The sequence below is a fragment of the Stenotrophomonas sp. 109824_Sma genome, assembly GCF_056480025.1.
In genome coordinates this window covers 1,545,954-1,569,716 of sequence record NZ_CM151078.1, presented here as the reverse complement: position 1 = coordinate 1,569,716, position 23,763 = coordinate 1,545,954, and the positions used below count along the sequence as shown (strand labels likewise).

Genomic DNA, 23,763 nt, shown 5'->3' with positions numbered 1-23,763 from the left:
AAAGCGCATCCAATCAGCCCTGCGGGTGGCTGGTCGGAGAGTTATCTGGGGTTCCCTACCGCTTGGCTGAAGGCAGCCATAACGGTTAACACTAGATTAACACGCTACGCCATCAATGTGACGGTTGTGCGACAAACGGCACCGGATCGCAACGCAATCGTGACGGGATCTTCATTCCGCCTTACGGTCGTCTTCACGCGTCGCCAGAGGCTCCGCTGGCATCGAGGATGCGGCCCCGCCAGGCGCTGCCGGCCGGGGAAAGCAGGGTCACCGCCGCGGCCGCCGCGGCTTCCGGAGCACGGGCAGCCGGGTCCTGATCGACGGAATAGGCGCGGGCCCGCAGCGCCGTGCGCAGCGGCCCCGGGTACAGACCGCTGACCCGCACCGGGCTGCGGCCCAACTCATCGTGCAGGCTGCCGATCAGGCCGCGCAGGCCATGCTGGGCCACGCCATAACCACCCCAATAGGCCTGCCCTACCCGCTCGGGCGCATCCACTGCGAATACCAGGGCGGCATCCTCGCGCTGCCGCAGCAGCGGCAGGCAAGCCTGGGCCAGCCAGGCCGGGGCGGTCAGGGTGACATGGACCGCGCGGGCGAAACTGGCCGGGTCGGCCAGCTCGAACGGGGTCAGGCCGGGGAAATGCGCGGCGCAGGCCAGCAGGCCATCCAGCCGCCCCAGCTCGCGCTGCAGGGCCTGGGCCAGTTCGGCATAGTCATCGGGGCCGGCGCCTTCCAGGTCCAGCGGGTACAGCAAGGGTTCCGGGCCGACCGCCTGGACCTGGGCATAGACCCGATCCAGCCGGCGCGGCTTGCGCCCCAGCAGGACCACGGTAGCCCCGGCCGCTGCAGCGGCAACCGCCGCGGCACTGCCCAGCCCGCCGCCGGCACCGGCAACCAGCACCACGCGGTCCTGCAACGGGCGGCCATCGAGCGCCCCGTCAGTCGGTGACGTCGACGGCCAGGCACTCATCCCTGGGTCGCCTCTTCGACGATGCGCTTGAGCTCGCCGGATTCAAACAGTTCCATGACGATGTCGCAGCCGCCGATCAACTCGCCGTTGATGAACAGCTGCGGGAAGGTCGGCAGGTTGGAGAAGCGCGGCAGGTTGGCGCGGATCTCCGGCTCTTCGAGCACGTTGACGGTGCGCAGGGTGACGGCGCCGGCAGCCATCAACGCCTGCACGGCGCGGCTGGAAAAGCCGCACATCGGGTACTGCGGGGTGCCCTTCATGAACAGCACGAGCGGGTAACGATCGACCTCGGCCTGGATTTGCTGCATTACCGCCACAACCACACTCCTTGCTTCGCCGGACAAACCGACCGTGATGGTCGGCTAGACTGCCCACGGTAGCCGCCATTGTAAGCGGATGGAACAGGCTGCCGCCGTCCCCTGGCCACGAACCTGTCCATGCCCGTCGAATTGCCCGCCCTGCCCTACCTCTCCGGCTCCCTGCAGCCCCACCTGTCCGCGCAGACCGTGGAACTGCATCACGGCCGCCACCACCGCGCCTATGTCGACGCGGTCAACGCCGGCACCCTCGGCACCGAGTGGGAAGAAGCGTCACTGGAAGAGATCGTGCGCCATGCCCAGGGCTCGCTGTTCGATGCAGCCGCCCAGGCCTGGAACCACGGTTTCTACTGGCAGTGCCTGCGCCCGCGCGGCGGCGGCGAACCGCAGGGCCGGCTGGGCGAGCTGGTGAAGCGCCAGTTCGGTGACGCGCAGCGCCTGCGCGAGGAGTTCAACCGCACCGCGCTGGGCCTGTTCGGCTCGGGCTGGGTGTGGCTGGTGCAGCACCCGGGTGGCCAGCTGGGCATCCAGGCCACCCGCAACGCGGGCACGCCCCTGACCGGTGACAGCACCCCGCTGCTGTGCTGCGACGTATGGGAGCACGCTTACTACACCGACTACCAGAATGATCGCGCACGCTACCTGGACGCGTTCTGGCAGATGGTCAACTGGGAATTCGCCGAGAGCCAGCTGCGCTGAAGCGGCGACTCGACCATGGGTAGTGCCGGCCGTTGGCCGGCATTCCCATAGGCGCTCATGAGGTGCCGAATCTGCCGGCCAGCGGCCGGCCCTACCGGGAAGCAGAGCGTGGCATCACGCGTTCTCGTGTGCGGCCACGGCGTCCATCACCCGTGCCGAATACACCAGCGCGGCGCCGGCGTTGAGCGACACCGCCACGCCCAGCGCCTCTGCGATTTCCTCGCGGCTGGCGCCATGCTTCAGCGCCGCGTCCACGTGCACGGTGATGCAGCCGTCACAGCGGGTGGTCACCGCCACCGCCAGCGCGATCAGCTCACGGGTCTTGGCATCAAGGTGGTTGGTCTGGGCACCGGCATTGGACAGGGTGGCGTAGCCCTTGACCGTGTCGGGCGAGAGCTTGCCGATCTCGCCGATGCGGCCCTTCAGTTCCCTGCGGTAGGCATTCCAGTCGAGCATGGTCGTGACTCCTGTGAAAGGAGCTCCACGCTACCACCGGGAATGTTGCGCCGATGGCTGCACCGGTGCGCCACACCGTTGCAGCCATACAGGGGGTGCCGGCAGCACGCCGGCGCACCCATGTTCAGCGGTTGCGCAGCGCATGCACCGCCGGTGCCACCTGGGCCTGGCGGCCCAGTTCCAGGCCCACCTGGTCCAGCGCGTCGGCCAGTGCTGCGGCATCGTCATCGCGCAATGTGGCATGGCCGACCTTGCGCCCTTCGCGCGACTCCTTGCCATAGTCATGCCAGTGGCCACTGGCCTGGGCCAGCACCGGCGCCGGGTCCGGCATCGCGCCCAGCCAGTTCAGCATGCAGGCGTGGCCGAGCATGCGGGTGCTGCCCAGAGGCAGGCCCAGCACGGCGCGCAGGTGGTTCTCGAACTGCGAGGTCTCGCTGCCTTCGATGGTCCAGTGGCCGGAGTTGTGCACGCGCGGCGCCATCTCGTTGGCCAGCAGCTCACCATCACGGCAGAACAGCTCCAGCGCGAACACGCCGACGTACTGCAGGTGTTCGGCGACGCGACGGGCATAGCCGATCGCTGCCTGCCGCTCGGCGTCGGACAGCACGGCCGGGGCCACACTGGCCGACAGCACACCGTCGACATGCCAGTTGCCGGTGACCGGCCACGCCTCGAAGCTGCCATCGCGGCCGCGCACGGCGACCACGCTGACCTCGCGCTGGAAGGCCACGAAGCCTTCCAGGATCAGGCCGGTGCGCTCGACCTGCGCACCCAGCGCGTCCCACGCAGCATCGATGTCGGCTTCGCTGCGCAGGCGGAACTGCCCCTTGCCGTCGTAGCCCAGGCGGCGGGTCTTGAGGATGCACGGCAGGCCGAATTCGGCGGCCTTCGCCGCCAGCTCGTCACGGCTGCGGATGTCAGCGAAGGCCGGCAGCGGAATGCCCAGCTGCTGGAACAGGGTTTTCTCACTCAAGCGGTCCTGGGCCACGGCCAGTGCGGCCGGCGGCGGATAGACCGGCACGCGGTCGGCCAGGAACTGTGCACTGTCGGCAGGCACGTTCTCGAAATCGAAGGTGACCACATCGACCTTGGCGGCGAAGTCCGCCAGCGCCTGGCGGTCATCGAAGGCACCGACGGTGAGCGGCGCCAGCGGGCCGCTGCAGGCGTCGGCGGCCGGGTCATACAGCTCGAAGCGCAGTCCCAGCGGTGCACCGGCCAGGACCATCATGCGGGCGAGCTGGCCGCCGCCCAGGATGCCGACGGTCAGGCTCATTGGCGCGGATCGTCGTGGGCCATCACGTCTTCGGTCTGGCGTGCGCGGAACGCGTCGAGCGCCTGGCCGATCGCCGGCTGGTCACTGGCCAGCATCGCGGCGGCGAACAGCGCAGCGTTGGAGGCGCCGGCATTGCCGATGGCGAAGGTGGCGACCGGAATGCCGGCCGGCATCTGCACGATCGACAGCAGCGAATCCACGCCGTTGAGGGCCTTGGACTGCACCGGCACACCCAATACCGGCACGGCGGTCTTGGCGGCGATCATGCCCGGCAGGTGGGCGGCCCCGCCGGCACCGGCGATGATCGCGCGCAGGCCTCGCGGGCCCGCCTGCTCGGCGTAACTGAACAACACATCCGGCGTCCGATGCGCGGACACCACCTTCACTTCGAACGGAACACCCAGGGCTTCAAGCTTCTGGGCGGCGTGCTGCATGGTTTCCCAGTCGGAACGGGAACCCATGACGATGCCGACAAGCGGCGCGATCGGGTTGGGGGTCATTGGCCGTCACCTGCCTTAAAGACGTATTCTAGCCGTCTTCCACGCAAGACGAAGAACCATGGATCGCAAGCTGCTCGACCTGCTGGTGTCGCCGGACACCCGCCAGCCCCTGTCCCTGCTGGATGGCAAGGGCCTGGAAGCCCTCAACAAGGCCATTTCCGCCGGCGCGGTGAACAAGGCCGATGGCAACCCGCTGGCGCAGCCGCTGCGCGAAGCGCTGGTCACCCGCGACCGCAAGCAGGTATTCCGCGTCGACGACGGCATCCCGGTGCTGCTGGCCGAAGAAGCCATCCCGACCGCCCAGATCGCCGACTTCCCGGCCGCATGAGCATGCTGCCGACGCCGGATGCGGCCGTTGTCGCCGCCGATGTCGCGCGTGCACTGGCCGAGGACCTGGGCAGCGGTGATGTCACCGCCGCCCTGCTGCCCGACCAGGCCGACAGCGCTTACCTGCTGTGCAAGCAGGACGGAGTGATTGCCGGCCGCCCCTGGTTCGACGCCACCCACCGCGCGCTCGACCCGGACGTGCGCATCGACTGGCAGGTTTCCGAAGGCGACGCGGTCACCGCAGGCACCGTGCTGGCCCTGCTGCACGGGCGCAGCCGCAGCCTGGTCAGCGCCGAGCGCACTTCGCTGAACTTCCTGCAGACGCTGTCCGGCACCGCCACGACCACCGCACGCTACGTGGCGGCCGTGGCCGGTACCGGCACGCGCATCCTCGACACCCGCAAGACCCTGCCCGGCCTGCGCCTGGCGCAGAAGTACGCGGTGCGCTGCGGCGGTGGCGAGAACCATCGTTTCGGCCTGTACGACACGGTGATGCTGAAGGAAAACCACATCCGCGCAGCCGGTTCGCTGGCCGCCGCCGTGGCGGGCGCACGCCGGCAGTGGCCCGCGCTGCCGCTGGTGGTCGAAGTGGAGGACCTGGCGCAGCTGCGCCAGGCGCTCGAAGCCGGTTGCGAACGCATCCTGCTGGACGACTTCAGCCCCGACCTGCGCCGCGAGGCAGTGCGCATCACGGCCGGCCGCATTCCGCTGGAAGTGTCCGGCAGCGTCGGCCTGGGCGGTCTGCGCTCGATCGCCGAGGATGGCGTCGACTGCATTTCCATCGGTGGCCTGACCAAGCACGTGCAGGCCATCGATCTGTCGTTGAAGCTCGGCCCGCCGCCGGGCTGAGGCCTGGCCCGGGGTCAGATCCCTTCTCAATGGGAAAAGGGATCTGACCCCGTTCTCACACCCGGCGTTCACGACAGCGCTGCGACGCTGCAGGCATCCCCCACAGGAGCCGCGCATGCGCCGGATGCTCTTGCCTGCCTGTCTGCTGCTGGCTGCGGCACCGCTGTCCGCAGCGGCCGCCGAAGCCTGCGATGTGCCGCCCCGCTTCGGCCTGAGCCCGTTGGCGGTGGCCATCCGCAATACCGCCTGCAATGAACACCGGCTCTGGTTCCGGCCCTTCATCGATCGTGATGGCCGCGCCGCCAGTCTCAGCGTCACCGAAGCCGAAAGCGATCACTTGGCCGACAACGGGCTGATCGCCTGGCAGCGCGTGGCCGGCTACTGGCGCAACAGCGGCACGCTCAACGCAATGGGCAGCATCGCCGGCGCCAGCAGCTGTCTGGCACCGCTGGGCACGCGCTACACCGACAGCGACTGCCGCGCCTTCCTGATCGACAACCCGTGGTCGGCCGCGTTCATTTCCTGGGTGATGGTGCAGTCCGGCGTTCCCGGCTTCAACACGTCGCCACGCCACATCGACTACATCCGCGCCGCGTACCAGGGCGGACCCTCGGGCGTGCCGTACCGGCTGGTCGACCCGGCCACGGCCAAACCCGCGCCTGGCGATCTGCTGTGCTTCCTGCGTGACCGCAGCAGCACGCTCAGTTACAGCGGACTTGTGCAGGCGCTGGGCAATGGCTCGGTTGGCCACTGGAAATCGCATTGCGAAGTGGTGGTGGCCGCCAACCTCGGCGGCGACCAGACCCTGTACCTGGTCGGTGGCAACGTGATGAACACCGTGGCGATGCGGCTGCTGCCGCTGGAGCGCACCGGACTGATCAAGCTGCCGCCGGCGCGCGAACGCAACAGCACCGGCATCGACCCCAGCTGCACGCCGGGCCGCGAGGACGAATGCAGTTTCAACCGCCAGGACTGGGCAGCGCTGCTGCAGCTGACTGCCACATCGCCCGTAGTGATGCCCTCGCCCACTGCCACACCGGCACAGACCGCTCCGGCGCCGCAACCGGTCGTCGTGCCCGCGCAGCCGGTGTCTGGCGAACCACAACCGCAGCGGTGAATGCAGCGCTTGATCCAGCGCGCGTTCGCCGCCATCTTTGCGGGATCGACCTCTGACGGCTGACGCCATGCCCACCCTGCTGCTGTTGCTGATTGCCGGCGGAATCATCTACTTCTTCTGGAACGCCGCACGCTCGGCCGCCGAGCGCGCGGTCGAGCTGGGCCGCAATGCCTGCCGCGCTGCCGATGTGCAGTGGCTGGACCAGGCGGTGCACGCCACCGGCCTGCGACTGTCGCGTGGCGAGGATGGACGGCTCGGTTTCGAGCGCACCTTCAAGTTCGAATATTCCTACGATGGCATCGATCGCCACGTGGGCCGCATGGTGCTGCGCGGCGACCAGCTGATCTCGTTCACCGGCCCCGGTGCCGCGCGGATCAGCCAGATCCGGCCGGATGCGGAGGATGCCGAGGACGTATAAGGGCTTTGAGTGCCGACCAACGGTCGGCACCCACCGGTAAATCCTGCAAAGAAAAACGCCGCCCATCGGGGCGGCGTCGGAATGGTTACTTGACCACGCGCAGGTTCGGGCGGCCCTTCGGCGGCGGACTGGCCGGCGGCGTATCGTCCGGCGGCGTGCCTTCCTCGTGCAGCAGCTCATCGCTGGTCGGTGCGGTTTCGTTGCCCGGAATGTCATCCGGCAGCGCCATGCCCTGCCCGGTCTCGCGGGCATAGACCGCCAGCACGGCACTGATCGGCACCTGCACCGGGTAGCTGGTGCCGGAGAAGCGGGCCGAGAAGCTCACCATTTCGTTGTCGATCATCAACCGCACGACGGCACGTTCGGCGATGTTGAGCACGACCCGGCCATCCTTGACCGCCGAAGGCGGGACCTGCACGCCGGGGACGCCGGCGTCGACCAGGATGTGCGGGGTCAGCTGGTTGTCGTTGATCCATTCCACCAGCGCCCGCAGCAGGTACGGGCGGTGGCTGGTCATGTGGAAGAAGTCTTCGGTCATGCGTGAAGTGTACGCGCCCGGCGCCCCGCCGGGGCGGATCGCCTGCACGCCGGTCGGCGTGCAGACGGGTTACGCAAGGTCGGATCAGACCGGCAGATCGCGCAGCTTCTTTTCCTGGTCGGTCAGGCTGCGGACGAAACCCGGGTGGCGGAAGATGCGGTTGCCATAGTCCTCGATCGCCTTGCCATCCTTCGGCAGCGGCACGTCCAGCGACTGCAGCCGCCAGATGATCGGCGCCATCGCGCAGTCGGCCAGGCTCATTTCCGGATTGAGGAAGAACTTGCTGGCCTTGAACAGCGGCAGCGAGGCGGTCAGCAGTTCCTTCAGGCGCTTGCGGCCGGCCTCGGCTTGGGTCTTGTTGCCCAGCTGGATGGCCTGCACCTGCGGTACCCAGTCGTGCTCGATGCGCAGCATGGCCAGGCGGATGCGCGCACGCGAGAGCGGATCGACCGGCATCAGCGGCGGATGCGGATAGCGTTCGTCCAGGTATTCGCTGACCACCGACGCGGCGTACAGCACCAGCTCGCGCTCGACCAGGGTCGGAACCGAGTGGTACGGATTGAGGTCGATCAGGTCTTCAGGCGGGTTCTGCGGATCGACCGGAACGAAGTCGAAGGTGACCCCCTTGGCCGCCAGCACCAGGCGTACCCGGTGGCACAGTACGTCGTCGTTCGAGGAAAACAGCGTCAGTGTATTGCGCATGCGTACGCTCGCCGCCATCAAAGGCTCTCCCACGACAGGAGACCGCCTGCCGCATCGGCGCCGCCGGCACCGTGCCAGCGGTCGACTCCTCCCCGAGTGTGCAACCGACCATCACAAAAGCCAATAGGCCCGTGCGATGGCCGGCGGCAGAATCAGTGAACGTCCTTCCAGTATTCCTTCTTCAACAGGTACAGCAGGAAGGTCAACAGGGCCAGGAAAAGGATCACCCAGACGCCCAGCTGCTGGCGCTTGAGTGCGGACGGTTCGCCGGCGTATTCGAGGAAGTTGGTGATGTCCCGCACGGCCTGGTCGTACTGGCCGGCATCCACCGAACCGGGCGTTTCGATGCGCAGGCCGGTCACCGGCGGGTCCATGCCGGGGGCCTCGGGCTTGCCATGCACGGCATGCTGCAGGCCCTGCATCTCCCACAACGGGTTGGGCATGGAGGCATTGGCGAACAACGCGTTGTTCCAGCCCAGGGGCCGGCTGCTGTCCAGGTAGAACGACTTGAGATAGGTGTAGACCCAGTCGCTGCCTCGTACCCGCGCGATCAGGCTGAGGTCCGGCGGCATCTTGCCGAACCACTTCTCGGCGTTCTCCTTGGGCATCGCCACCGGGATCGGGTCGCCGATCGCCGAGCCGGTGAAGTTGAGGTTGTTCATCACCTCTTCTTCGGTCAGGCCCAGGTCCTGCGCCATCCGCGAATAGCGCAGGTACTTCAGCGCATGGCAGCCGGAGCAGTAGTTCATGTACAGCTGCGCCCCGCGCTGCAGCGAGGCGCGGTCACCGAGGTCGTTGCCGGCCTGCAGCAGCTTGGTGCCGCCCTCGGCGGCGGAGGCCAGGAAACTGCCCAGCATCAGGGTGGCCGCCAGGGCCAGCCGGACCATCCAGCGCTCAGTCATGCGTGGTCACCCTCTCCGGTACCGGCTTGGTCTTGTCCAACCTTGTCCATAGCGGCATGGTGATGAAGAACGCGAAATACAGGAAGGTCAGCACCCGCCCGATGTAGGTCTCGTGCACGTCGGTGCCCGGGCCGGAACCAATCACGCCCAGCCACACGAAGCACACCGCCAGCACGCCCAGCATCACCTTCGAGATCCAGCCGCGGTAGCGCACCGACTTCACACGCGCCTTGTCCAGCCATGGCACCAGGAACAGGATCGCGATGGCCGAGAACATCACCAGCACGCCGCCCAGCTTGTTCGGCACCACGCGCAACATCGCGTAGTAAGGCGTGTAATACCAGACCGGCTTGATGTGCTCCGGCGTCACCAGGCGGTTGGCCTCGGTGAAGTTGTCATGCTCCAGGAACAGGCCGCCGAAACCGGGCGCGAAGAAGATGATGAAGGCGGCGATGATCAGCAGGAAGCCGGCGCCGACGCCATCCTTGAGCGTGTAGTACGGGTGGAACGGAATGCCATCGGCCGGGGCGTTCGGCGACCAGCGGTTGCCCTTCGGCCCCTTCTTGATCTCCACGCCATCCGGATTGTTCGACCCCACTTCGTGCAGCGCGCCCAGGTGCAGCACCACCAGCAACAGCAGCACCAGCGGCAGTGCGATGACGTGCAGCGCGAAGAAGCGATTGAGCGTGGCGTCACTGGGCAGGTAGTCGCCCATGATCCATTCGGTCAGGCCGTTGCCGATCACGGGTATCGCGCCGAACAGCGAGATGATCACCTTGGCGCCCCAGAACGACATCTGGCCCCACGGCAGCACGTAGCCCATGAAGGCTTCGGCCATCAGCACCAGGTAGATCAGCATGCCCAGGATCCACACCAGCTCGCGCGGTTTCTGGTAGCTGCCGTACAGCAGGCCGCGGAACATGTGCAGGTAGACCACGATGAAGAACAGCGAGGCCCCGGTGGAGTGCATGTAGCGGATCAGCCAGCCCCACTCCACATCACGCATGATGTATTCGATGGAGCCGAACGCCTCGGCGGCGTTGGTCTTGTAGTGCATCGTCAGGAAGATGCCGGTGACGATCTGGTTGACCAGCACCAGCAGCGCCAGCGAACCGAAGTAGTACCAGATGTTGAAGTTCTTCGGCGCGTAGTACTCGGTGACGTGCTTGCGGTAGACCGGCATCAGGCCCGGCGCGCGGGCGTTGACCCAGTCGGCCACGCCGCTGGCGGTACGAGCGAGGATATTGGCCATCAGGCTGCCCCCTGCGGATCGACACCGATGATGATGGTGTTGTCGTCCTGGTAGTGGTGCGCGGGCACCTTCAGGTTGATCGGCGCCGGCACGTCCTTGAAGACGCGGCCGGACATGTCGAAGCGCGACTTGTGGCAGGGGCAGAAGTAGCCGCCCTTCCACTGCGGGTCATAGGGTTCGGGCCGGATCTCGGCGACCATTTCCGGCGAGCAGCCCAGGTGCGTGCACAGGCCGACCAGCACCGAGATGTCCGGTTTGATCGAGCGCAGCTCGGGGTTCTGCTTCAGCACGTAGTCCGGCTGCTGGTCCTTCTCTCCGGACTCGGGGTCCTTGAGGCGGCCATCCAGCCCGTGCAGCGCATCGAGGATCGCCTTGGACCGCTTGACGATCCAGATCGGCTGGCCACGCCACTCCACGATCAGGCGTTGGCCTTCCTGCAGGGCGCTGATGTCGGCCACCACCGGTGCGCCGGCAAGCTTGGCACGGGCACTGGGGTTCCAGGATTTGATGAAAGGAACTGCGGTGAATCCGACGCCGACGGCGCCCACCACGGCTGTGGTGGCAGAAAGAAAACGCCGACGTCCGGTGTTGACTGGATCGTGTACCCCATCGTTGGCCATCCGGCACTCCGATATTGATTAGGTAGCTTTAAGGCTGCCAGCGGATCCGGTGGGGGCCAGAGCCGCATTGAATCATGGGCGAGTGTAGCGGAACCGTCGCGCGCCACACAACGCATTGCAACAACTTTAGATTGCGGGGTTGCCGGCCAGCGGCCGGCACTACCTTTCAAATGAGTGCCGACCAACGGTCGGCACCCACCCGTTAGCGGCACCTACTGGTGACTCAGGGCGGTGCGGTAACGCTCGGCCAGCTGCCCGACCCGGCGCACGTAGTACTGGGTCTCGCTGTAGGGCGGCACGCCACCGTGGCGGTCGACCGCGCCTTCGCCGGCGTTGTAGCCGGCGGCAGCCAGGGTCAGGTCGCCATTGAAGCGTTTCAGCAACCACGCAAGATACTGCACGCCACCGCGGATGTTCTGCCCGGCATCGTAGGAGTCGCTGACCCCGAAACGGGCCGCGGTCGGCGGCATCAGCTGCATCAGCCCCTGCGCGCCGGCGCGGCTGAGCGCGGTCGGGTTGTACGCCGACTCGGCGTGGATGATGGCGCGAACCACGGCTTCGTCGACGCCGAACTCGCGCGCGGCCGAGGAGATCTCGGTCTGGAACGCGGTGGTGTTCAAGCGCACCGAACCAAAGTCCACGCGCGGGTTGACGCCACAGGCGTAGCAGCGCTCCATGAAACTGTAGCGGATGGTGCGCACCGGGCCGAGGTTGGCCACCTGGGTCGGCCGCGCACTGGTGTAGTGGCGCACGCCATCCTTCATGAAGGAATAGACCTGGCCGCTGACCATGCGCCCGCTGCGCGAGGCGACCGGGGTCGCGGGTACGGCGGCTGGCGCAGCCGTCGGCGGGGGCACAGCCGCCGGTGCCGCAGCGCTGGCTGCCACCGCCACCGGGTTGCGCTCGATGCTGGCCACGGTGGTCGGCGCCGGCTTCGGCGCGGCCACCACCGGGCGCGGTGCCGGGCGGAGGTCGCGGCTGTAGCTGATGGCGCTGCAGCGGGCCCCGGCCACGCGCTTGCTGACGTAGCTGGTGACGCCGTCGGCGCCCTGGCACTTGAACAGGGTGCCCGCGCTGGCCGGCGCAGCGGTCAGCGCAGCGATGATGATCGCCGTTGTCCCCAGTATCCCCTTCATGCCGGCGAGTGTCCCAGCTTCGCCGGGGCTTGCCAAGCGACGCGGCTCAGCCTGTGACCGGCGGCACAGCCAGCACCTGCCCCAATCCGGCCAGGCGCTGTGCCAGTTCATCGCGCAGGCCCGGCGGCGTGGTCCACAACGCCACCGGCACCCGGTCCAGGCTGAGGATCTGCGCCAGCATCATGCCGCGGCTCTCGGCGCCCATGCGCAGCAGGCAATGGTCGGGCCCATCGGCCTCCAGCACACCACACCAGGGCGGGATGCGGCCTTCCAGTTCGGCACGGCTGCCGGCCAGGCGGACGATGGCCTGCAGCGCGAACGGGGCCTGGCTGACCGCCTGCCGCACCATCACGTCCGGCGGTGCGGGCGTACGGCGGTGCATGCCCGGCTCGGCGCATTCGCGCACCGCGCCCATCCGGTCCACGCGCAGGGTGCGCCAGTCCTGCCGGCCGAGGTCCCAGGCCAGCAGGTACCAGCGCCGCCCGTAATTGACCAGGTGCTGCGCCTCGACCTCGCGCTGGGTCACCGCTTCCTGGGCACTGCGATATTCGAAGGCCAGCCGTGACGCCTGCCGGCAGTGCTGGGCCAGCCGTCCGAGCAGGCGTGCGTCGGTGGACGGGAGGTCGGACAGGGTGGCCGTTGCCGCATGCACCTCGCCGGCCTGCTGGCGGCGACGGGTCGGCACCAGCGGGTCGAGCTTGGACAACAGGCCGCGTGCGGTGTCGTCGATGCCGGCGACGGTCGCCGAGGCCGCGCGCAGGGCGATGGCCAGGGTGGTCGCCTCCTCCTCATCCAGCAGCATCGGCAGCACCGGCGCCCCTGCCCCCAACTGGTAGCCGCCGCCAACCCCGGACGAGGCCTGGACCGGATAGCCCAGTTCGCGCAGGCGCTCGATGTCACGGCGGATGCTGCGCCGGTCCACGCCCATGCGCTCGGCGAGCTCGGCCCCCGACCACTGGCGGCGGGCCTGCAGCAGGGCGATCAGGCGCAGCAGTCGATGGGCGGTATGGCGCATGAAGGATCGAGGACAGAAGTCGTCCGCAATAGTGCCTCAGGATGGCCTCCAGTTCACCACCTACCGCAAGGAGCAATGCCATGACCTCACGCCAGATCACCCTGTACCACGCCGCCCGTTCGCGCTCGAGCGGCGCCGTGGCCCTGCTCGAAGCGCTGGGTGCGGACTACCGCATGCAGGTGCTGGACCTGAAGGCCGGCGCCAACCTGGCCCCGGCCTATCTGGCCATCAACCCGATGGGCAAGGTGCCGGCCATCGTCCACAACGGTGCGCTGGTGACCGAACAGGTGGCGATCTACCTGTACCTGGCCGACCTGTATCCAGAGGCCGGTCTGGCACCGCCGATCGGCGATGCCCTGCGCGGCCCCTACCTGCGCTGGATGGCCTTCTACGGCGCCTGTTTCGAGCCGGCGATGATCGACAAGGCGATGCACCGCGAGCCGCCGCCGCGCCTGATGTCGCCGTACAACGACGCCGAGACCGTGCTGCAGGTGATCGAGGCCCAGCTGGCGCAGGGCCCCTACCTGCTCGGCGAAACGATGAGCGCCGCCGACGTGCTGTGGGGCAATGCGCTGGCCTGGACAACGGCCTTCGGCCTGGTGCAGCCTGCGCCGGCCACGGCTGATTACATTGCACGGATGAGCGCGATGACCGCCTTCGACCGTTCGCGGCAGATCGATGCGGAGCTGGCGGCGGCGTAATCGCGTCGCGCCACCGCCGGGGCCGACCAACCACCGGCGGACGGCGGAAGGGCCGGGATGCGGGTAGAATTGCCCGCTTTCCCGCCACCCGAATGGATTAAGCGCCATGACCGGGACGCCAGACGTCTTTCCGCCCGCCACGCCGGGCGGTACCCCGCTCGTTGCCCTGCCCGCCGGTCCGCGCAAGCCCGACCAGGTGAAAGGCAAGCTGTACATCAAGACCCACGGTTGCCAGATGAACGAGTACGACTCGGCCAAGATGGCCGACGTGCTTGCCGCCAGCGATGGCCTGGAACTGACCGACAGCCCGGACGACGCCGACGTCATCCTGGTCAATACCTGCTCCATCCGCGAGAAGGCGCAGGAGAAGGTGTTCAGCCAGCTGGGCGTGTGGAAGGGCCTGAAGAACAAGGGCCGCGAGGTCATCATCGGCGTCGGCGGCTGCGTTGCCTCGCAGGAAGGTGAAGCGATCATCAAGCGCGCGCCGTTCGTGGACCTGGTATTCGGCCCGCAGACCCTGCACCGCCTGCCGGAGCTGATCCGTGCACGCCGCGAGCAGAAGCGCCCGCAGGTGGACATCAGCTTCCCCGAGATCGAGAAGTTCGACCGCCTGCCCGAGCCGCGTGCCGAAGGCGCTTCGGCGTTCGTGTCGATCATGGAAGGCTGTTCCAAGTACTGCTCGTTCTGCGTGGTGCCCTACACCCGCGGCACCGAAGTCAGCCGCCCGTTCGAGGACGTGGTGGTGGAAGTGGCGCAGCTGGCCGCGCAGGGCGTGCGCGAGATCAACCTGCTCGGCCAGAACGTCAACGCCTATCGCGGGCCATATGGTGACGGCGAGTTTGCCGACCTCGGCCTGCTGATCCGCACCATCGCCGAGATCGATGGCGTCGGCCGCATCCGCTTCACCACCTCGCATCCGCTGGAGTTCAGCGATTCGCTGATCGACGCGTTCCGCGACGTGCCGCAGCTGGCCAATTTCCTGCACCTGCCGGTACAGGCTGGCAGCGACCGCGTGCTGTCGGCGATGAAGCGCGGCTACACCGCGCTGGAATTCAAGTCGAAGATCCGCAAGCTGCGCGCGGTGCGCCCGGACATCTCGATCAGCTCGGACTTCATCGTCGGCTTCCCCGGCGAGACCGATGCCGATTTCGAAAAGACCATGAAGCTGATCGAGGACATCGGCTTCGACCACAGCTTCTCCTTCATCTATTCGCGTCGCCCGGGCACGCCGGCCGCGGACCTGGAGGACACGATCAGCGATGCCGAGAAGCACGCGCGCCTGTCGCGCCTGCAGGAACGCATCAATGCGCACGCTGCCGGCATTTCCGAGAAGATGGTCGGTACCGTGCAGACCGTGCTGGTGGAAGGTCCTTCGCGGAAGAACCCGAACGAGCTGACCGGCAAGACCGAGAACATGCGTTCGGTGAACTTCCCGGCGCCGGCGCGATTGATCGGCCAGTTCGTGGATGTGGTGATCACCGAAGCGCTGACCAATTCGCTGCGCGCGCGGGTGGTGGCGGAATAAGGCGTGCCGACCAACGGTCGGCACCCGCCCGGGTAGATGCCGACCGTTGGTCGGCATTCCCTAATCCAGGCGTTTGCGGAAGCGCAGGATGGCCAGGGTCATCATCACCACGATGAAGGCCAGCAGTGCCAGTGCGTCGTGCCACAGCTCCCACAGCGAGGCGCCGCGCAGCATGATGCCGCGCACCAGGCGCAGGAAGTGGGTCAGCGGCAGCACCTCGGCCAGCCACTGCACCGGCCGCGGCATGCCGGCGAACGGGAACATGAAGCCCGACAGCAGGATCGACGGCAGGAACAGGAACAGCGTCATCTGCATCGCCTGGAACTGCGAGCGCGCGCGCGTGGAGATCAGCAGGCCCAGCGCCAGGTTGGCCAGCACCAGCAGCACCGCGGCCAGGTAGATGTCCAGCAGGCTGCCGCGAATGGGTACCTGGAACAGCCAGGTGCCCAGCACCAGTACCAGCGTGGTCTGCAGCAGACCGATGGCCGCATAGGGCAGCACCTTGCCGACCATCAGTTCGCTGCGCGAGACCGGCGTGGCGATCAGCAGCTCCATGTTGCCGCGCTCGCGTTCGCGCACCACCGCTACCGCCGTGAACATCACCAGGGTCATGGTCAGGATCACCCCGATCAGGCCCGGCACGATGTTCACCGCCGAGCGCCGTTGCGGGTTGTAGAAGCTGATCACGCTGACCGGACCACTGGCGATGCTGCCTTCGCGCAGCGGACGCGTGTTGCTGGTCGGACGCGTATCCAGCGGCACCTGTGCCAGCTGGATCGCCGCGCTCTGCACCACGGTGTCGCTGCCATCGACCAGCACCTGCACCGCTTCGCGACCGTCGAAGCGGCGACGCTCGAAGTCGGCCGGCACCACGATGCCGACACTGATCTCGCCACGACGCAGCGCCTGCATCAGCTGGTCCGGCGTGTAGGCTTCGCTGCGCGGCGTGATCACGCCGGTGGCCACCATGTCCTGCACCAGCGCACGTGACGCCGCACTGTTGGCCTGGTCGGCGACACCGGCGTCGAGATGGCGCAGGTTGAGATTGATCGCGTAGCCGAACAGCAGCAGTTGCATCACCGGAATGCCGACGATCATCGCCAGCGTGATGCGGTCGCGGCGCAGCTGCCGCAGCTCCTTGAGCATGATCGCCCACAGCCGGCGCAGGTTCATGCCGCCGGCTCCCGGCCACGGCCACGGGTGGCGGCCACGAATACGTCTTCCAGGTTCGGTGCGACGGCGTCGATCCTGGCCTGCGGATCGGCACTGGCCAGCGCTTGCCGCAATGCGGGCGTGTCGGCAGCCCCCTCGCTGCACAGCACGCGCAGCTGGGTGCCGATCTGCGCCACGCTCAGCACCCCGGGCAGTTCGGCCAGCGCGCGGCTGGCCTGGCGCGGCTGCGAGGATGTCACCTGCAGCGTGCGCCCCTGCAACCGCGCGCACAGCTCGGCCGGCGTGCCATCGGCCACCAGCGCGCCACGATCGAGGATCGCCAACCGGTGGCAGCGCTCGGCTTCGTCCATGTAGTGGGTCGATACCAGCACCGTGGTTCCGGCGTCGGCCAGCTCGAACAGGGCCTCCCAGAAATCGCGGCGCGATTCGGGATCGACCGCGCTGGTCGGCTCGTCCAGGAACAGCAGTTCGGGCGAATGCACCACGGCACCAGCCAGGGCCAGGCGCTGCTTCTGCCCACCACTGAGCGTACCGGCCAGCTGCGGCTGCCGGTCCTGCAGCCGGTACTGCTGCAGCAATGCGTCCACCCGTTGCCCGGCCTGCGCACGCGGCAGGTCCTGGATGGCGGCGAGAAACTCCAGGTTTTCGCGCACCGACAGGTCTTCATACAAGGAGAAACGCTGGGTCATGTAGCCGATGCGCCGGCGCAATGCCTCTGCCTGCTCGGGCACGGCCAGGCCCAGCACCTCGATCTGCCCCGCGCTGGGCTCCAGCAGGCCGCACAGCATGCGGATGGTGGTCGACTTGCCGGACCCGTTCGGGCCGAGGAAGCCGTACACCTGCCCGCGCGGCACGGTCAGGTCGACGTTGTCCACGGCCAGAAGATCGCCGAAGCGACGCGTCAGCCCGCGTGCGTGGACCGCGATGTCCTCGCCGGTATTCAGAAGCGCACCTGCACCGGCAGCCCGGCCGGAAGCCTCTGCATGTCGGCGGCCGCGTCCACTTCGATCTCGGCCAGATAGCTCAGCCGTTCGACGTCATCCCCGGTCAGTGCGTAGTACGGGGTGAACGAGGGCTCGCTGCGGATCGAGCGCACGCGCCCCTTCAGCACGGTGCTGCCGCCTTCCAGCTGTATCTGCGCGGCCTGCCCGACCTTGACCTGCAGGCGCAGCGGCTGCGGCAGGTAGACACGCGCGTAGGGGCGTTCGCCGACCAGCATCACTGCCAGCGGCGCCCCGATCGGTGCCTGGTCACCCTGCCGGTAGGGCAAGGCATCGACCACGCCATCGCGCGGTGCGCGCAGCTGCAGCTTCTGCAGGTTGACGCCCTGCACCACCTGCTGCGCCTGTGCGGCGTCGGCGGCTGCCTGGCCCTGGGCGATGTCCTGCGCGCGGCTGCCGTGCACCAGTTCCAGCCAGGCCTGCTCGGCGGCACGCACGCTGGCCTCGGCATTGCCGGCAGCGGCCCGTGCACGGTCCAGCTCGGCGGCGGCGATCAGGCGCTGCCGTGCCAGCGGCTGCACCCGGCGGTAGTAGGCACTGGCTTCGGCGGACTGCGCGCGCAACGCGGCCAGCTGCGCCTGGGCCTGTGCAATCTGTTCCTGGCGCGGGCCGATCTTCAGTTCTTCCAGCTGGGCCTGCGCGCGTACCGTGTCGGCCTGCGCTGCGGCGAACTGCGCGTCGCCGCGGGCGGGGTCGAGCTGCATCAGCACCGTCCCGGCCTTGACCTGCTGGCCCTCGCGCACGTCCACGGTGGCGATCACTTCGGCCGCCGGTGCCGGCACCGTGATCCGGTCCCACTCCAGCGTGCCGAGTGCTGCAGGCGGCGCCTGCCCGCATCCCGCCAGCAGGCCGATGCCCGCCAGTCCGATTCCACGCATCCCATTGCCGATGCCCATGCCATCCTCTCCTGCGACGGCGCCACGGTGCCATGCGCCCTGTGCACCCGCAATGATCCCGATCAGGGCTGACGGTTTTTTCACCACGCAGCGGCGAGCCGCTTGCCACAAGGCTCCGCGCCACCTATCCACAGGTTCGCTGCAACGCCGTCCACATCGCATGTGGAAAACCCGTTCGCGCCTGGCCATATTTTCACCACGGCATCATCTTCCTTGTGGCACAAGCGCTGCGAAGGACTATCCACAGCTTTCTGCAACGCCGGTCCACACCCGGTGTGGAAAACCGCGTGGCGCCACACCGTTCCGATGCCCGCGCTGGCCGCCCGCCCGGCACGCGCGTAACCTTGTCATCCCGAGTCCATCGCGGTGGACGGCGAACCCGCCCCACCCCAAGCAATGAAAAGCATCGAGCATCGAGACTTCACCCTGTCGCCGGAAGACAACGAGCGGCTGGCCAACCTGTGCGGCCCCTTCGACGGCCACCTGCGCCAGATCGAGCTGAAGCTCGGTGTGGAGATCGCCAACCGTGGCTTCGTGTTCCGCATCAGCGGACCCAACGAAGCCATCATCGAGGCGCAGAAACTGGTTGAAGCGCTGTACGCCGAAGCCGGCGAGACCGTCTTCGACAACCATGCCATCCACCTGCGCCTGGCGCAGGCCAATGTCGAGCAGATCGCCGAGCGCTCCTACGAAGCGCAGGACGTGGCGATCAAGGTCAAGCGCGGCACGGTACGTGGCCGCGGCGCCAACCAGGGCCGCTACCTGCACCAGATCGCCACCCATGACATCAACTTCGGCATCGGCCCGGCCGGTACCGGCAAGACCTTCCTGGCCGTGGCCAGCGCGGTCGAAGCCCTGAACGAATCACGGGTGCAACGCCTGATCCTGGTGCGCCCGGCAGTGGAGGCCGGCGAGAAGCTGGGCTTCCTGCCCGGTGACCTGAGCCAGAAGGTCGACCCCTACCTGCGACCGCTGTACGACGCCCTTTACGAGATGATGGGCGTGGAGAAGGTGGTCAAGCTGCTGGAAAAGAACGTCATCGAAATCGCACCGCTGGCCTACATGCGTGGCCGCACGCTCAACGATGCCTTCGTGATCCTGGACGAAGCACAGAACACCACCATCGAGCAGATGAAGATGTTCCTGACCCGCCTCGGCTACGGCTCCACCGCCGTGGTCACCGGTGACCTGACCCAGACCGACCTGCCCAAGCACGTGAAGTCCGGCCTGCGCGATGCCATCGACGTGCTGCGCGAGGTCGAGGGCGTCAGCTTCACCTTCTTCGAATCCCGCGACGTGGTCCGTCATCCGCTGGTGGCGCGCATCGTCAGCGCCTACGACCGCCGCGACCTGCATCAGATCCAACCTGGAGCAACTCCATGACCCGTGGTCCCGTGCGACTGGACGTCGCCGTCAGTTATGCCTTGCCGCGCACCGGCCTGCCGGCGGCGGTGAGTTTCCGCAAGTGGGTGGCCGCTGCGCTGAAAGGCCGCATCCGCGAGGCCGACCTGGCCATCCGCGTGGTCGATGCCAAGGAAGGGCAGTCGCTGAATCGCCATTACCGCGGCAAGGACTACGCCACCAACGTGCTCAGCTTCCCGGCCGAAGTGCCCGAAGGCCTGCCCAAGGGCGTGAAGTTTCCGCTGCTGGGCGACCTGGTGATCTGCGCACCGGTGGTCGCCCGCGAGGCCAATGAACAGGGCAAGGCGCTCAACGCCCACTACGCGCACCTGACCGTGCACGGCGTGCTGCACCTGCTCGGCTGGGACCACGAGGACGACAAGGAAGCCGACGCGATGGAACAGCTGGAGCGCGAGATCCTGGCCGAGCTCGGCATCGCCGACCCCTACGCCGGCGAGCGCTGAAGCCCACGCACACCGGGTTCTTCACGGAGGACGACCCCATCGCGCTGCTGCCCGCACTCATCGCCGCTCTCCTGCAGGTGACCACTGCCCCGGGCATCGACCCCGACCGGGAACGACCGTCGCCGTTCCCGGCCAGCGACAGCGCCGCCGACATTGCCGCCAAGGTCGCGGAGATGCAGGCCTTCTTTGATGTCAGCCAACAGACGGCGCGCCGAGCGGTCGCCGGGGCGCAGCAGTACGCTTTGATGGAACGTTTGAAAGCGCGCCACGCGGCACGCCTCGCCGGAATCTGGGTGGACAACGCGGCAGGTTGGAACGTCGTCGTTCGACTGACTGGTCCAGCACCCGCGGCCGATGAGACACATCCAGGGGCGGATGGCCCGCAACGCGTGCGCTACATCACCGGCGCTGCGCTGACGGAGGCCGAAATGCAGCACCGCCTTCATGCACAGCAAGGCTGGTTCGTGCCACAGCTGCCCGAGCTGATCGGCTATGGCCTGGACGTCATGACCGGTGAACTGGAGCTGGAACTCCGGGATACCGCAGGTGCACGCGCAACAGTGGCGGCCGTGCGCGACCACCTGCAGGCGCAACTGGGCTACCCGGTCAGGCTGCGCTGGCACCCAGCGGCATCGCACCTGCAATCCCGCTGACTGCATGAAGGCGCTCGCGATGGCTGACCGGGACCGGTACGATCACCGGCCTGCCTTCCGTTGCGGATCCCGTGCCCGTGCTGCGTATTGCCCTGCCCCTGCTGCTCGCCGTGTCCGCCCCGGCCGCTGCCCTGGACCTGCCGGCCCTGATCGAATGCCGTCAGGGCGTAGCCGATCAAGCTGCGCTGGCGCCGCTGCTGGCCGATCCGCTGAAGGCCGTCGCCCAGGGCCTGCAGCCGCTGCCACAGGGCAACCAGTTCATGAGCGAGTACCGGCTGGCCCAGCCGATCAGCGTGTTCGGCACCCGCACCGAACGGGTCGCCGTGGCCGGGTCCAGCGTCATGGCGATCCTCGACCAGGCCGATCCACGGCCGCTGGCCAAGCGGCTGGGGCTGGAGACCGGCTACGACCAGGACGGCAAGTTCATGGCCGGCCGCGAGCTGGTCAGCCGCGACGTGACCGACCCGAAGTCCGGTGAGGCCCAGATCGAGTCGATCATCCTCAGCGTCTCCACCGTGGCCTCCCATCCCGGCAAGACCCTGGCCGGCTGTACCTACAGCCTGGACCTGCCCGAGGAAGAAGCGCCCGCCCGGCCTGAGCTGGCCCCGCCGCCGATCACCGGACCGGGCAGCGACGGTCACTGACAGGCCGCTACATCCTGCTAGACTGGGGCCAACGCCCGGCCTGCCGGGTGCCTTTTTTCCAGAGATGTCAGAAGACGACAGTAGTAGCTCCGCACAGGAGCCCAGTGAAAAGAAGCGCGGCTGGCTTGAACGCCTGACCTCCGCCTTCTCCGGCGAACCCCATACCCGCGACGAGCTGGTCGCTGTCCTGCACACCGCGCAGGAAGAGGGCCTGATCGCCGCCGATACCCTGAAGATGATGGAAGGCGCCATTTCGGTGGCCGAGCTGACCGTGGGCGACGTGATGATCTCGCGCTCGCAGATGGTCTCGCTGCCGGTCGAAGCGCCCTTCCTGGAACTGATGAAGCAGGTGGTCGAATCCGGCCATTCGCGCTTCCCGGTGCACGGCGAGAACAAGGACGACATCCTTGGCATCCTGCTGGCCAAGGACCTGCTGCGCGGCGTGGTCGCCGACAACGGCCCGGCCAACGTGCGCGAGCTGCTGCGCCCGGCGGTGCTGATCCCGGAGGCGAAGAAGCTCAACGTGCTGCTGAAGGAATTCCGCCTGTCGCGCAACCACATGGCCATCGTGGTCGACGAGTACGGCGGTGTCGCCGGCCTGGTCACCATCGAGGACGTGCTGGAACAGATCGTCGGCGAGATCGACGACGAGCATGACGAGGCCGAGGACCCGTCGGCGCAGATCGCCATCCAGTCCGACGGCCAGTACGTGGTCGACGCGCTGACCCCGATCGGCGACTTCAACGAACGCTTCGGCGCGACGTTCTCCGACGAGGACTACGACACCATCGGTGGCCTGGTCACCGAGGCCGTGGGCCACCTGCCGGAAGTCGGTGACGAACTGGCGCTGGACCGCTTCATGTTCCGCGTGGCCCGCGCCGATGCGCGCCGGGTGCAGGCCTTCCACGTGACCGTGCTGCCGCCGGACGCGCAGGACGACGCTTGAAGCGCGGTGGCCCCCTCCTGGCACTGCGCCTGACGCTGTGGCTGGCACTGTGCGTGCTGGCCACCGCCCTGCCGCTGGCCGCCTTCGCGCAGCCGGCGGCAGCCACACCCGCACCTGTTGCGCCTGCCGCCAGCGCCGAGGCCCCCGCCCCGCGTATCGGCGTGGTGACCATGCAGCCGGGCACGGTGTTCTTCGAGCGCTTCGGCCACGACGCCATCGTCGTGATCGATCCGGTCAGCGGCGAAGCAACCTCGTACAACTTCGGCTACTTCGATCCATCCGAGGACGATTTCATCAGCCGCTTCGTGCGCGGCGACATGATGTATTACCTTGTAGCGCTGCCGCTGCAGCAGGACCTGTCGTACTACGACGAGACCGGCCGTGGCGCCAGCGTGCAGTGGCTGGACCTGCGCCCGGACCAGGCACGTGCACTGGCCGCCGACCTGGCCGAGCGGGCCAAGCCGGAAAACGCGCGCTACCACTACGACTACTACACCGCCAATTGCGCCACGATGGTGCGCGACACGGTGGACAAGGCGCTGGATGGCGGCCTGCAGTCGCAGCTGTCGGGGCGCTCGCGCGGCAATACCTACCGCAGTGAATCGGTGCGACTGGCCTCGCCGGCGCCGTGGATGTGGCTGGGCTTCGATGTCGGCCTCGGGCCGTTCGCCGACCAGCCGCTGTCGCGTTGGCAGGAAGCCTTCGTGCCGATGCGCCTGGCCGACGCACTGCGCCAGGCGCGCAACAGCGATGGCCGCCCGCTGGTGCAGTCCGAACAGGAACTGCTGCCGCACCGCATCGACCCGGAGCCGAAGGAATTCGCGCGCCGCTGGTGGCCGTGGCTGCTGTGTGGCCTGGTGATCGCCGCCGGCATACTGGCGCTGCGCAGCCGGCCGCGCCTGCTGGCCGGGCTGGCCCTGCCGTTCTGGCTGCTGTGTGCCATCGCCGGCAGCCTGCTGGTGTTCCTGTGGGTCTTCAGCACCCATTACGCCGCCTGGGCCAACCGCAACCTGCTGCTGCTTTCTCCGCTGGCTGTGCTGCTGCTGCCGGGTGCGATCAGCCTGCTGCGCAGGCGCGTGCCGGGCCGCATGTTCAGGATCGTGCTGTGGCTGCTGGCGGTGCAGGCGGTGGCCGCGCTGGTGCTGCACTGGCTGAGCCTGCAGGCGCAGTACAACGTGCAGTGGATCGTACTGCTGCTGCCGGTGCATGTGGCGCTGGCGTGGGTACTGGGGCGCCATCCTCACTTGTCCGAAACACGGCACTGACGC

General features: G+C 67.8%; 28 protein-coding genes. 13 read left to right on the top strand and 15 right to left on the bottom strand.

Annotated features, from left to right (window positions below; translation table 11 throughout):
- Positions 1–193 precede the first annotated feature (193 nt).
- Together ACZK1G_RS07270 and grxD are read right to left on the bottom strand one after the other, a co-directional pair.
- Complete coding sequence (locus ACZK1G_RS07270; protein ID WP_049445999.1) at positions 194–970, bottom strand: SDR family NAD(P)-dependent oxidoreductase; 777 nt, start codon at positions 968–970, stop codon at positions 194–196.
- Positions 967–1,287 (bottom strand): Grx4 family monothiol glutaredoxin, encoded by a 321-nt coding sequence (gene grxD / locus ACZK1G_RS07265; protein WP_005415957.1) that lies wholly within the window; start codon positions 1,285–1,287, stop codon positions 967–969. Before grxD ends, ACZK1G_RS07270 begins: the two co-directional genes overlap by 4 nt.
- 120 nt (positions 1,288–1,407) lie before the next feature.
- Here grxD and ACZK1G_RS07260 point away from each other — a divergent pair, with 120 nt between their 5' ends.
- A complete protein-coding gene (locus tag ACZK1G_RS07260; RefSeq protein WP_101765229.1) occupies positions 1,408–1,986 on the top strand; it encodes a superoxide dismutase in 579 nt (192 codons plus the stop codon).
- Positions 1,987–2,100: 114 nt separating this feature from the next.
- On the opposite strand, the gene ACZK1G_RS07255 is transcribed toward ACZK1G_RS07260, so the two are convergent.
- The 3 genes from ACZK1G_RS07255 to purE form a co-directional block, all read right to left on the bottom strand.
- On the bottom strand, positions 2,101–2,442 hold the full coding sequence (locus ACZK1G_RS07255; RefSeq protein ID WP_101765228.1) for a carboxymuconolactone decarboxylase family protein: 342 nt from the start codon (positions 2,440–2,442) through the stop codon (positions 2,101–2,103).
- Positions 2,443–2,566: 124 nt separating this feature from the next.
- The gene (locus ACZK1G_RS07250) at positions 2,567–3,715 is read right to left on the bottom strand and encodes a 5-(carboxyamino)imidazole ribonucleotide synthase (RefSeq protein ID WP_101765227.1); all 1,149 of its coding nucleotides are present in this window, start codon (positions 3,713–3,715) and stop codon (positions 2,567–2,569) included.
- Entirely contained in the window at positions 3,712–4,215 is a 504-nt protein-coding gene (gene purE, locus ACZK1G_RS07245) for a 5-(carboxyamino)imidazole ribonucleotide mutase (RefSeq protein ID WP_049446095.1), read from the bottom strand. Before purE ends, ACZK1G_RS07250 begins: the two co-directional genes overlap by 4 nt.
- Before the next feature lie 58 nt (positions 4,216–4,273).
- Here purE and ACZK1G_RS07240 point away from each other — a divergent pair, with 58 nt between their 5' ends.
- From ACZK1G_RS07240 to ACZK1G_RS07225, 4 genes are all read left to right on the top strand, one after another.
- A complete protein-coding gene (locus ACZK1G_RS07240) occupies positions 4,274–4,543 on the top strand; it encodes a Trm112 family protein (RefSeq protein ID WP_005408847.1) in 270 nt (89 codons plus the stop codon).
- Positions 4,540–5,391 carry a carboxylating nicotinate-nucleotide diphosphorylase gene (gene nadC / locus ACZK1G_RS07235; protein ID WP_014036598.1) on the top strand — a complete coding sequence of 284 codons (852 nt, stop codon included), beginning with the start codon at positions 4,540–4,542 and terminating at the stop codon, positions 5,389–5,391. Before ACZK1G_RS07240 ends, nadC begins: the two co-directional genes overlap by 4 nt.
- A 115-nt stretch (positions 5,392–5,506) precedes the next feature.
- Positions 5,507–6,508 (top strand): DUF2272 domain-containing protein, encoded by a 1,002-nt coding sequence (locus ACZK1G_RS07230; RefSeq protein ID WP_101765226.1) that lies wholly within the window; start codon positions 5,507–5,509, stop codon positions 6,506–6,508.
- 67 nt (positions 6,509–6,575) lie between these two features.
- Complete coding sequence (locus tag ACZK1G_RS07225; protein ID WP_049423257.1) at positions 6,576–6,926, top strand: DUF3301 domain-containing protein; 351 nt, start codon at positions 6,576–6,578, stop codon at positions 6,924–6,926.
- Positions 6,927–7,011: 85 nt separating this feature from the next.
- On the opposite strand, the gene ACZK1G_RS07220 is transcribed toward ACZK1G_RS07225, so the two are convergent.
- The 7 genes from ACZK1G_RS07220 to ACZK1G_RS07190 form a co-directional block, all read right to left on the bottom strand.
- Entirely contained in the window at positions 7,012–7,464 is a 453-nt protein-coding gene (locus tag ACZK1G_RS07220) for a ClpXP protease specificity-enhancing factor (RefSeq protein WP_005412806.1), read from the bottom strand.
- An 84-nt stretch (positions 7,465–7,548) separates the two neighbouring features.
- Complete coding sequence (locus tag ACZK1G_RS07215; RefSeq protein ID WP_005408842.1) at positions 7,549–8,184, bottom strand: glutathione S-transferase N-terminal domain-containing protein; 636 nt, start codon at positions 8,182–8,184, stop codon at positions 7,549–7,551.
- A gap of 134 nt (positions 8,185–8,318) precedes the next feature.
- On the bottom strand, positions 8,319–9,068 hold the full coding sequence (locus ACZK1G_RS07210) for a cytochrome c1 (RefSeq protein WP_014036596.1): 750 nt from the start codon (positions 9,066–9,068) through the stop codon (positions 8,319–8,321).
- A complete protein-coding gene (locus ACZK1G_RS07205) occupies positions 9,061–10,320 on the bottom strand; it encodes a cytochrome b (protein WP_005415946.1) in 1,260 nt (419 codons plus the stop codon). The genes ACZK1G_RS07210 and ACZK1G_RS07205 overlap by 8 nt, the downstream gene beginning before the upstream one ends.
- Positions 10,320–10,940 (bottom strand): ubiquinol-cytochrome c reductase iron-sulfur subunit, encoded by a 621-nt coding sequence (petA, locus tag ACZK1G_RS07200; RefSeq protein WP_004151998.1) that lies wholly within the window; start codon positions 10,938–10,940, stop codon positions 10,320–10,322. Before petA ends, ACZK1G_RS07205 begins: the two co-directional genes overlap by 1 nt.
- 212 nt (positions 10,941–11,152) lie before the next feature.
- Positions 11,153–12,076 carry a lytic transglycosylase domain-containing protein gene (locus ACZK1G_RS07195; protein ID WP_101765225.1) on the bottom strand — a complete coding sequence of 308 codons (924 nt, stop codon included), beginning with the start codon at positions 12,074–12,076 and terminating at the stop codon, positions 11,153–11,155.
- 46 nt (positions 12,077–12,122) lie between these two features.
- Complete coding sequence (locus tag ACZK1G_RS07190; RefSeq protein WP_049446105.1) at positions 12,123–13,091, bottom strand: helix-turn-helix transcriptional regulator; 969 nt, start codon at positions 13,089–13,091, stop codon at positions 12,123–12,125.
- An 80-nt stretch (positions 13,092–13,171) separates the two neighbouring features.
- Here ACZK1G_RS07190 and ACZK1G_RS07185 point away from each other — a divergent pair, with 80 nt between their 5' ends.
- Both ACZK1G_RS07185 and miaB read left to right on the top strand, forming a co-directional pair.
- Entirely contained in the window at positions 13,172–13,792 is a 621-nt protein-coding gene (locus ACZK1G_RS07185; RefSeq protein WP_012510589.1) for a glutathione S-transferase family protein, read from the top strand.
- 106 nt (positions 13,793–13,898) lie between these two features.
- Positions 13,899–15,317 carry a tRNA (N6-isopentenyl adenosine(37)-C2)-methylthiotransferase MiaB gene (gene miaB / locus ACZK1G_RS07180; RefSeq protein WP_049399909.1) on the top strand — a complete coding sequence of 473 codons (1,419 nt, stop codon included), beginning with the start codon at positions 13,899–13,901 and terminating at the stop codon, positions 15,315–15,317.
- 60 nt (positions 15,318–15,377) lie between these two features.
- Here miaB and ACZK1G_RS07175 read toward each other — a convergent pair whose 3' ends face one another.
- The 3 genes from ACZK1G_RS07175 to ACZK1G_RS07165 form a co-directional block, all read right to left on the bottom strand.
- On the bottom strand, positions 15,378–16,490 hold the full coding sequence (locus ACZK1G_RS07175) for an ABC transporter permease (RefSeq protein WP_049446108.1): 1,113 nt from the start codon (positions 16,488–16,490) through the stop codon (positions 15,378–15,380).
- Positions 16,487–17,365 carry an ABC transporter ATP-binding protein gene (locus ACZK1G_RS07170; RefSeq protein WP_049446110.1) on the bottom strand — a complete coding sequence of 293 codons (879 nt, stop codon included), beginning with the start codon at positions 17,363–17,365 and terminating at the stop codon, positions 16,487–16,489. The genes ACZK1G_RS07175 and ACZK1G_RS07170 overlap by 4 nt, the downstream gene beginning before the upstream one ends.
- Positions 17,366–17,430: 65 nt before the next feature.
- A complete protein-coding gene (locus ACZK1G_RS07165; RefSeq protein WP_101765224.1) occupies positions 17,431–18,387 on the bottom strand; it encodes an HlyD family secretion protein in 957 nt (318 codons plus the stop codon).
- Positions 18,388–18,783: 396 nt separating this feature from the next.
- On the opposite strand from ACZK1G_RS07165, the gene ACZK1G_RS07160 reads away from it, so the two are divergent.
- The 6 genes from ACZK1G_RS07160 to ACZK1G_RS07135 all read left to right on the top strand — a co-directional run bounded on the left by ACZK1G_RS07160 (position 18,784) and on the right by ACZK1G_RS07135 (position 23,760).
- A complete protein-coding gene (locus ACZK1G_RS07160) occupies positions 18,784–19,770 on the top strand; it encodes a PhoH family protein (RefSeq protein WP_049446114.1) in 987 nt (328 codons plus the stop codon).
- Positions 19,767–20,252 (top strand): rRNA maturation RNase YbeY, encoded by a 486-nt coding sequence (ybeY, locus tag ACZK1G_RS07155; protein ID WP_101765223.1) that lies wholly within the window; start codon positions 19,767–19,769, stop codon positions 20,250–20,252. The genes ACZK1G_RS07160 and ybeY overlap by 4 nt, the downstream gene beginning before the upstream one ends.
- A 77-nt stretch (positions 20,253–20,329) precedes the next feature.
- Complete coding sequence (locus ACZK1G_RS07150) at positions 20,330–20,905, top strand: hypothetical protein (protein WP_233490846.1); 576 nt, start codon at positions 20,330–20,332, stop codon at positions 20,903–20,905.
- Positions 20,906–20,982: 77 nt separating this feature from the next.
- Positions 20,983–21,549, top strand: coding sequence for a hypothetical protein (locus tag ACZK1G_RS07145; protein ID WP_101765221.1), 567 nt, complete (start codon positions 20,983–20,985; stop codon positions 21,547–21,549).
- A gap of 64 nt (positions 21,550–21,613) precedes the next feature.
- Positions 21,614–22,495: an HlyC/CorC family transporter gene (locus tag ACZK1G_RS07140; protein ID WP_014036584.1), complete on the top strand. Its 882-nt coding sequence runs from the start codon at positions 21,614–21,616 to the stop codon at positions 22,493–22,495.
- Complete coding sequence (locus tag ACZK1G_RS07135; RefSeq protein WP_101765220.1) at positions 22,492–23,760, top strand: lipoprotein N-acyltransferase Lnb domain-containing protein; 1,269 nt, start codon at positions 22,492–22,494, stop codon at positions 23,758–23,760. The genes ACZK1G_RS07140 and ACZK1G_RS07135 overlap by 4 nt, the downstream gene beginning before the upstream one ends.
- The last annotated feature ends 3 nt before the right edge of the window (positions 23,761–23,763 follow it).

Coding starts and splice junctions, on each gene's coding strand:
- ACZK1G_RS07250 (WP_101765227.1), bottom strand. CDS start 3,715: ATGAGCCTGACCGTCGGCATCCTGGGCGGCGGCCAGCTCGCCCGCATG.
- ACZK1G_RS07185 (WP_012510589.1), top strand. CDS start 13,172: ATGACCTCACGCCAGATCACCCTGTACCACGCCGCCCGTTCGCGCTCG.
- ACZK1G_RS07165 (WP_101765224.1), bottom strand. CDS start 18,387: ATGGGCATCGGCAATGGGATGCGTGGAATCGGACTGGCGGGCATCGGC.
- ACZK1G_RS07240 (WP_005408847.1), top strand. CDS start 4,274: ATGGATCGCAAGCTGCTCGACCTGCTGGTGTCGCCGGACACCCGCCAG.
- ACZK1G_RS07270 (WP_049445999.1), bottom strand. CDS start 970: ATGAGTGCCTGGCCGTCGACGTCACCGACTGACGGGGCGCTCGATGGC.
- nadC (WP_014036598.1), top strand. CDS start 4,540: ATGAGCATGCTGCCGACGCCGGATGCGGCCGTTGTCGCCGCCGATGTC.
- ACZK1G_RS07255 (WP_101765228.1), bottom strand. CDS start 2,442: ATGCTCGACTGGAATGCCTACCGCAGGGAACTGAAGGGCCGCATCGGC.
- ACZK1G_RS07260 (WP_101765229.1), top strand. CDS start 1,408: ATGCCCGTCGAATTGCCCGCCCTGCCCTACCTCTCCGGCTCCCTGCAG.
- ACZK1G_RS07175 (WP_049446108.1), bottom strand. CDS start 16,490: ATGAACCTGCGCCGGCTGTGGGCGATCATGCTCAAGGAGCTGCGGCAG.
- ACZK1G_RS07220 (WP_005412806.1), bottom strand. CDS start 7,464: ATGACCGAAGACTTCTTCCACATGACCAGCCACCGCCCGTACCTGCTG.
- purE (WP_049446095.1), bottom strand. CDS start 4,215: ATGACCCCCAACCCGATCGCGCCGCTTGTCGGCATCGTCATGGGTTCC.
- ACZK1G_RS07195 (WP_101765225.1), bottom strand. CDS start 12,076: ATGAAGGGGATACTGGGGACAACGGCGATCATCATCGCTGCGCTGACC.
- ACZK1G_RS07210 (WP_014036596.1), bottom strand. CDS start 9,068: ATGACTGAGCGCTGGATGGTCCGGCTGGCCCTGGCGGCCACCCTGATG.
- ACZK1G_RS07140 (WP_014036584.1), top strand. CDS start 21,614: ATGTCAGAAGACGACAGTAGTAGCTCCGCACAGGAGCCCAGTGAAAAG.
- ACZK1G_RS07215 (WP_005408842.1), bottom strand. CDS start 8,184: ATGGCGGCGAGCGTACGCATGCGCAATACACTGACGCTGTTTTCCTCG.
- petA (WP_004151998.1), bottom strand. CDS start 10,940: ATGGCCAACGATGGGGTACACGATCCAGTCAACACCGGACGTCGGCGT.
- miaB (WP_049399909.1), top strand. CDS start 13,899: ATGACCGGGACGCCAGACGTCTTTCCGCCCGCCACGCCGGGCGGTACC.
- ACZK1G_RS07225 (WP_049423257.1), top strand. CDS start 6,576: ATGCCCACCCTGCTGCTGTTGCTGATTGCCGGCGGAATCATCTACTTC.
- ACZK1G_RS07230 (WP_101765226.1), top strand. CDS start 5,507: ATGCGCCGGATGCTCTTGCCTGCCTGTCTGCTGCTGGCTGCGGCACCG.
- ybeY (WP_101765223.1), top strand. CDS start 19,767: ATGACCCGTGGTCCCGTGCGACTGGACGTCGCCGTCAGTTATGCCTTG.
- ACZK1G_RS07190 (WP_049446105.1), bottom strand. CDS start 13,091: ATGCGCCATACCGCCCATCGACTGCTGCGCCTGATCGCCCTGCTGCAG.
- ACZK1G_RS07205 (WP_005415946.1), bottom strand. CDS start 10,320: ATGGCCAATATCCTCGCTCGTACCGCCAGCGGCGTGGCCGACTGGGTC.
- ACZK1G_RS07160 (WP_049446114.1), top strand. CDS start 18,784: ATGAAAAGCATCGAGCATCGAGACTTCACCCTGTCGCCGGAAGACAAC.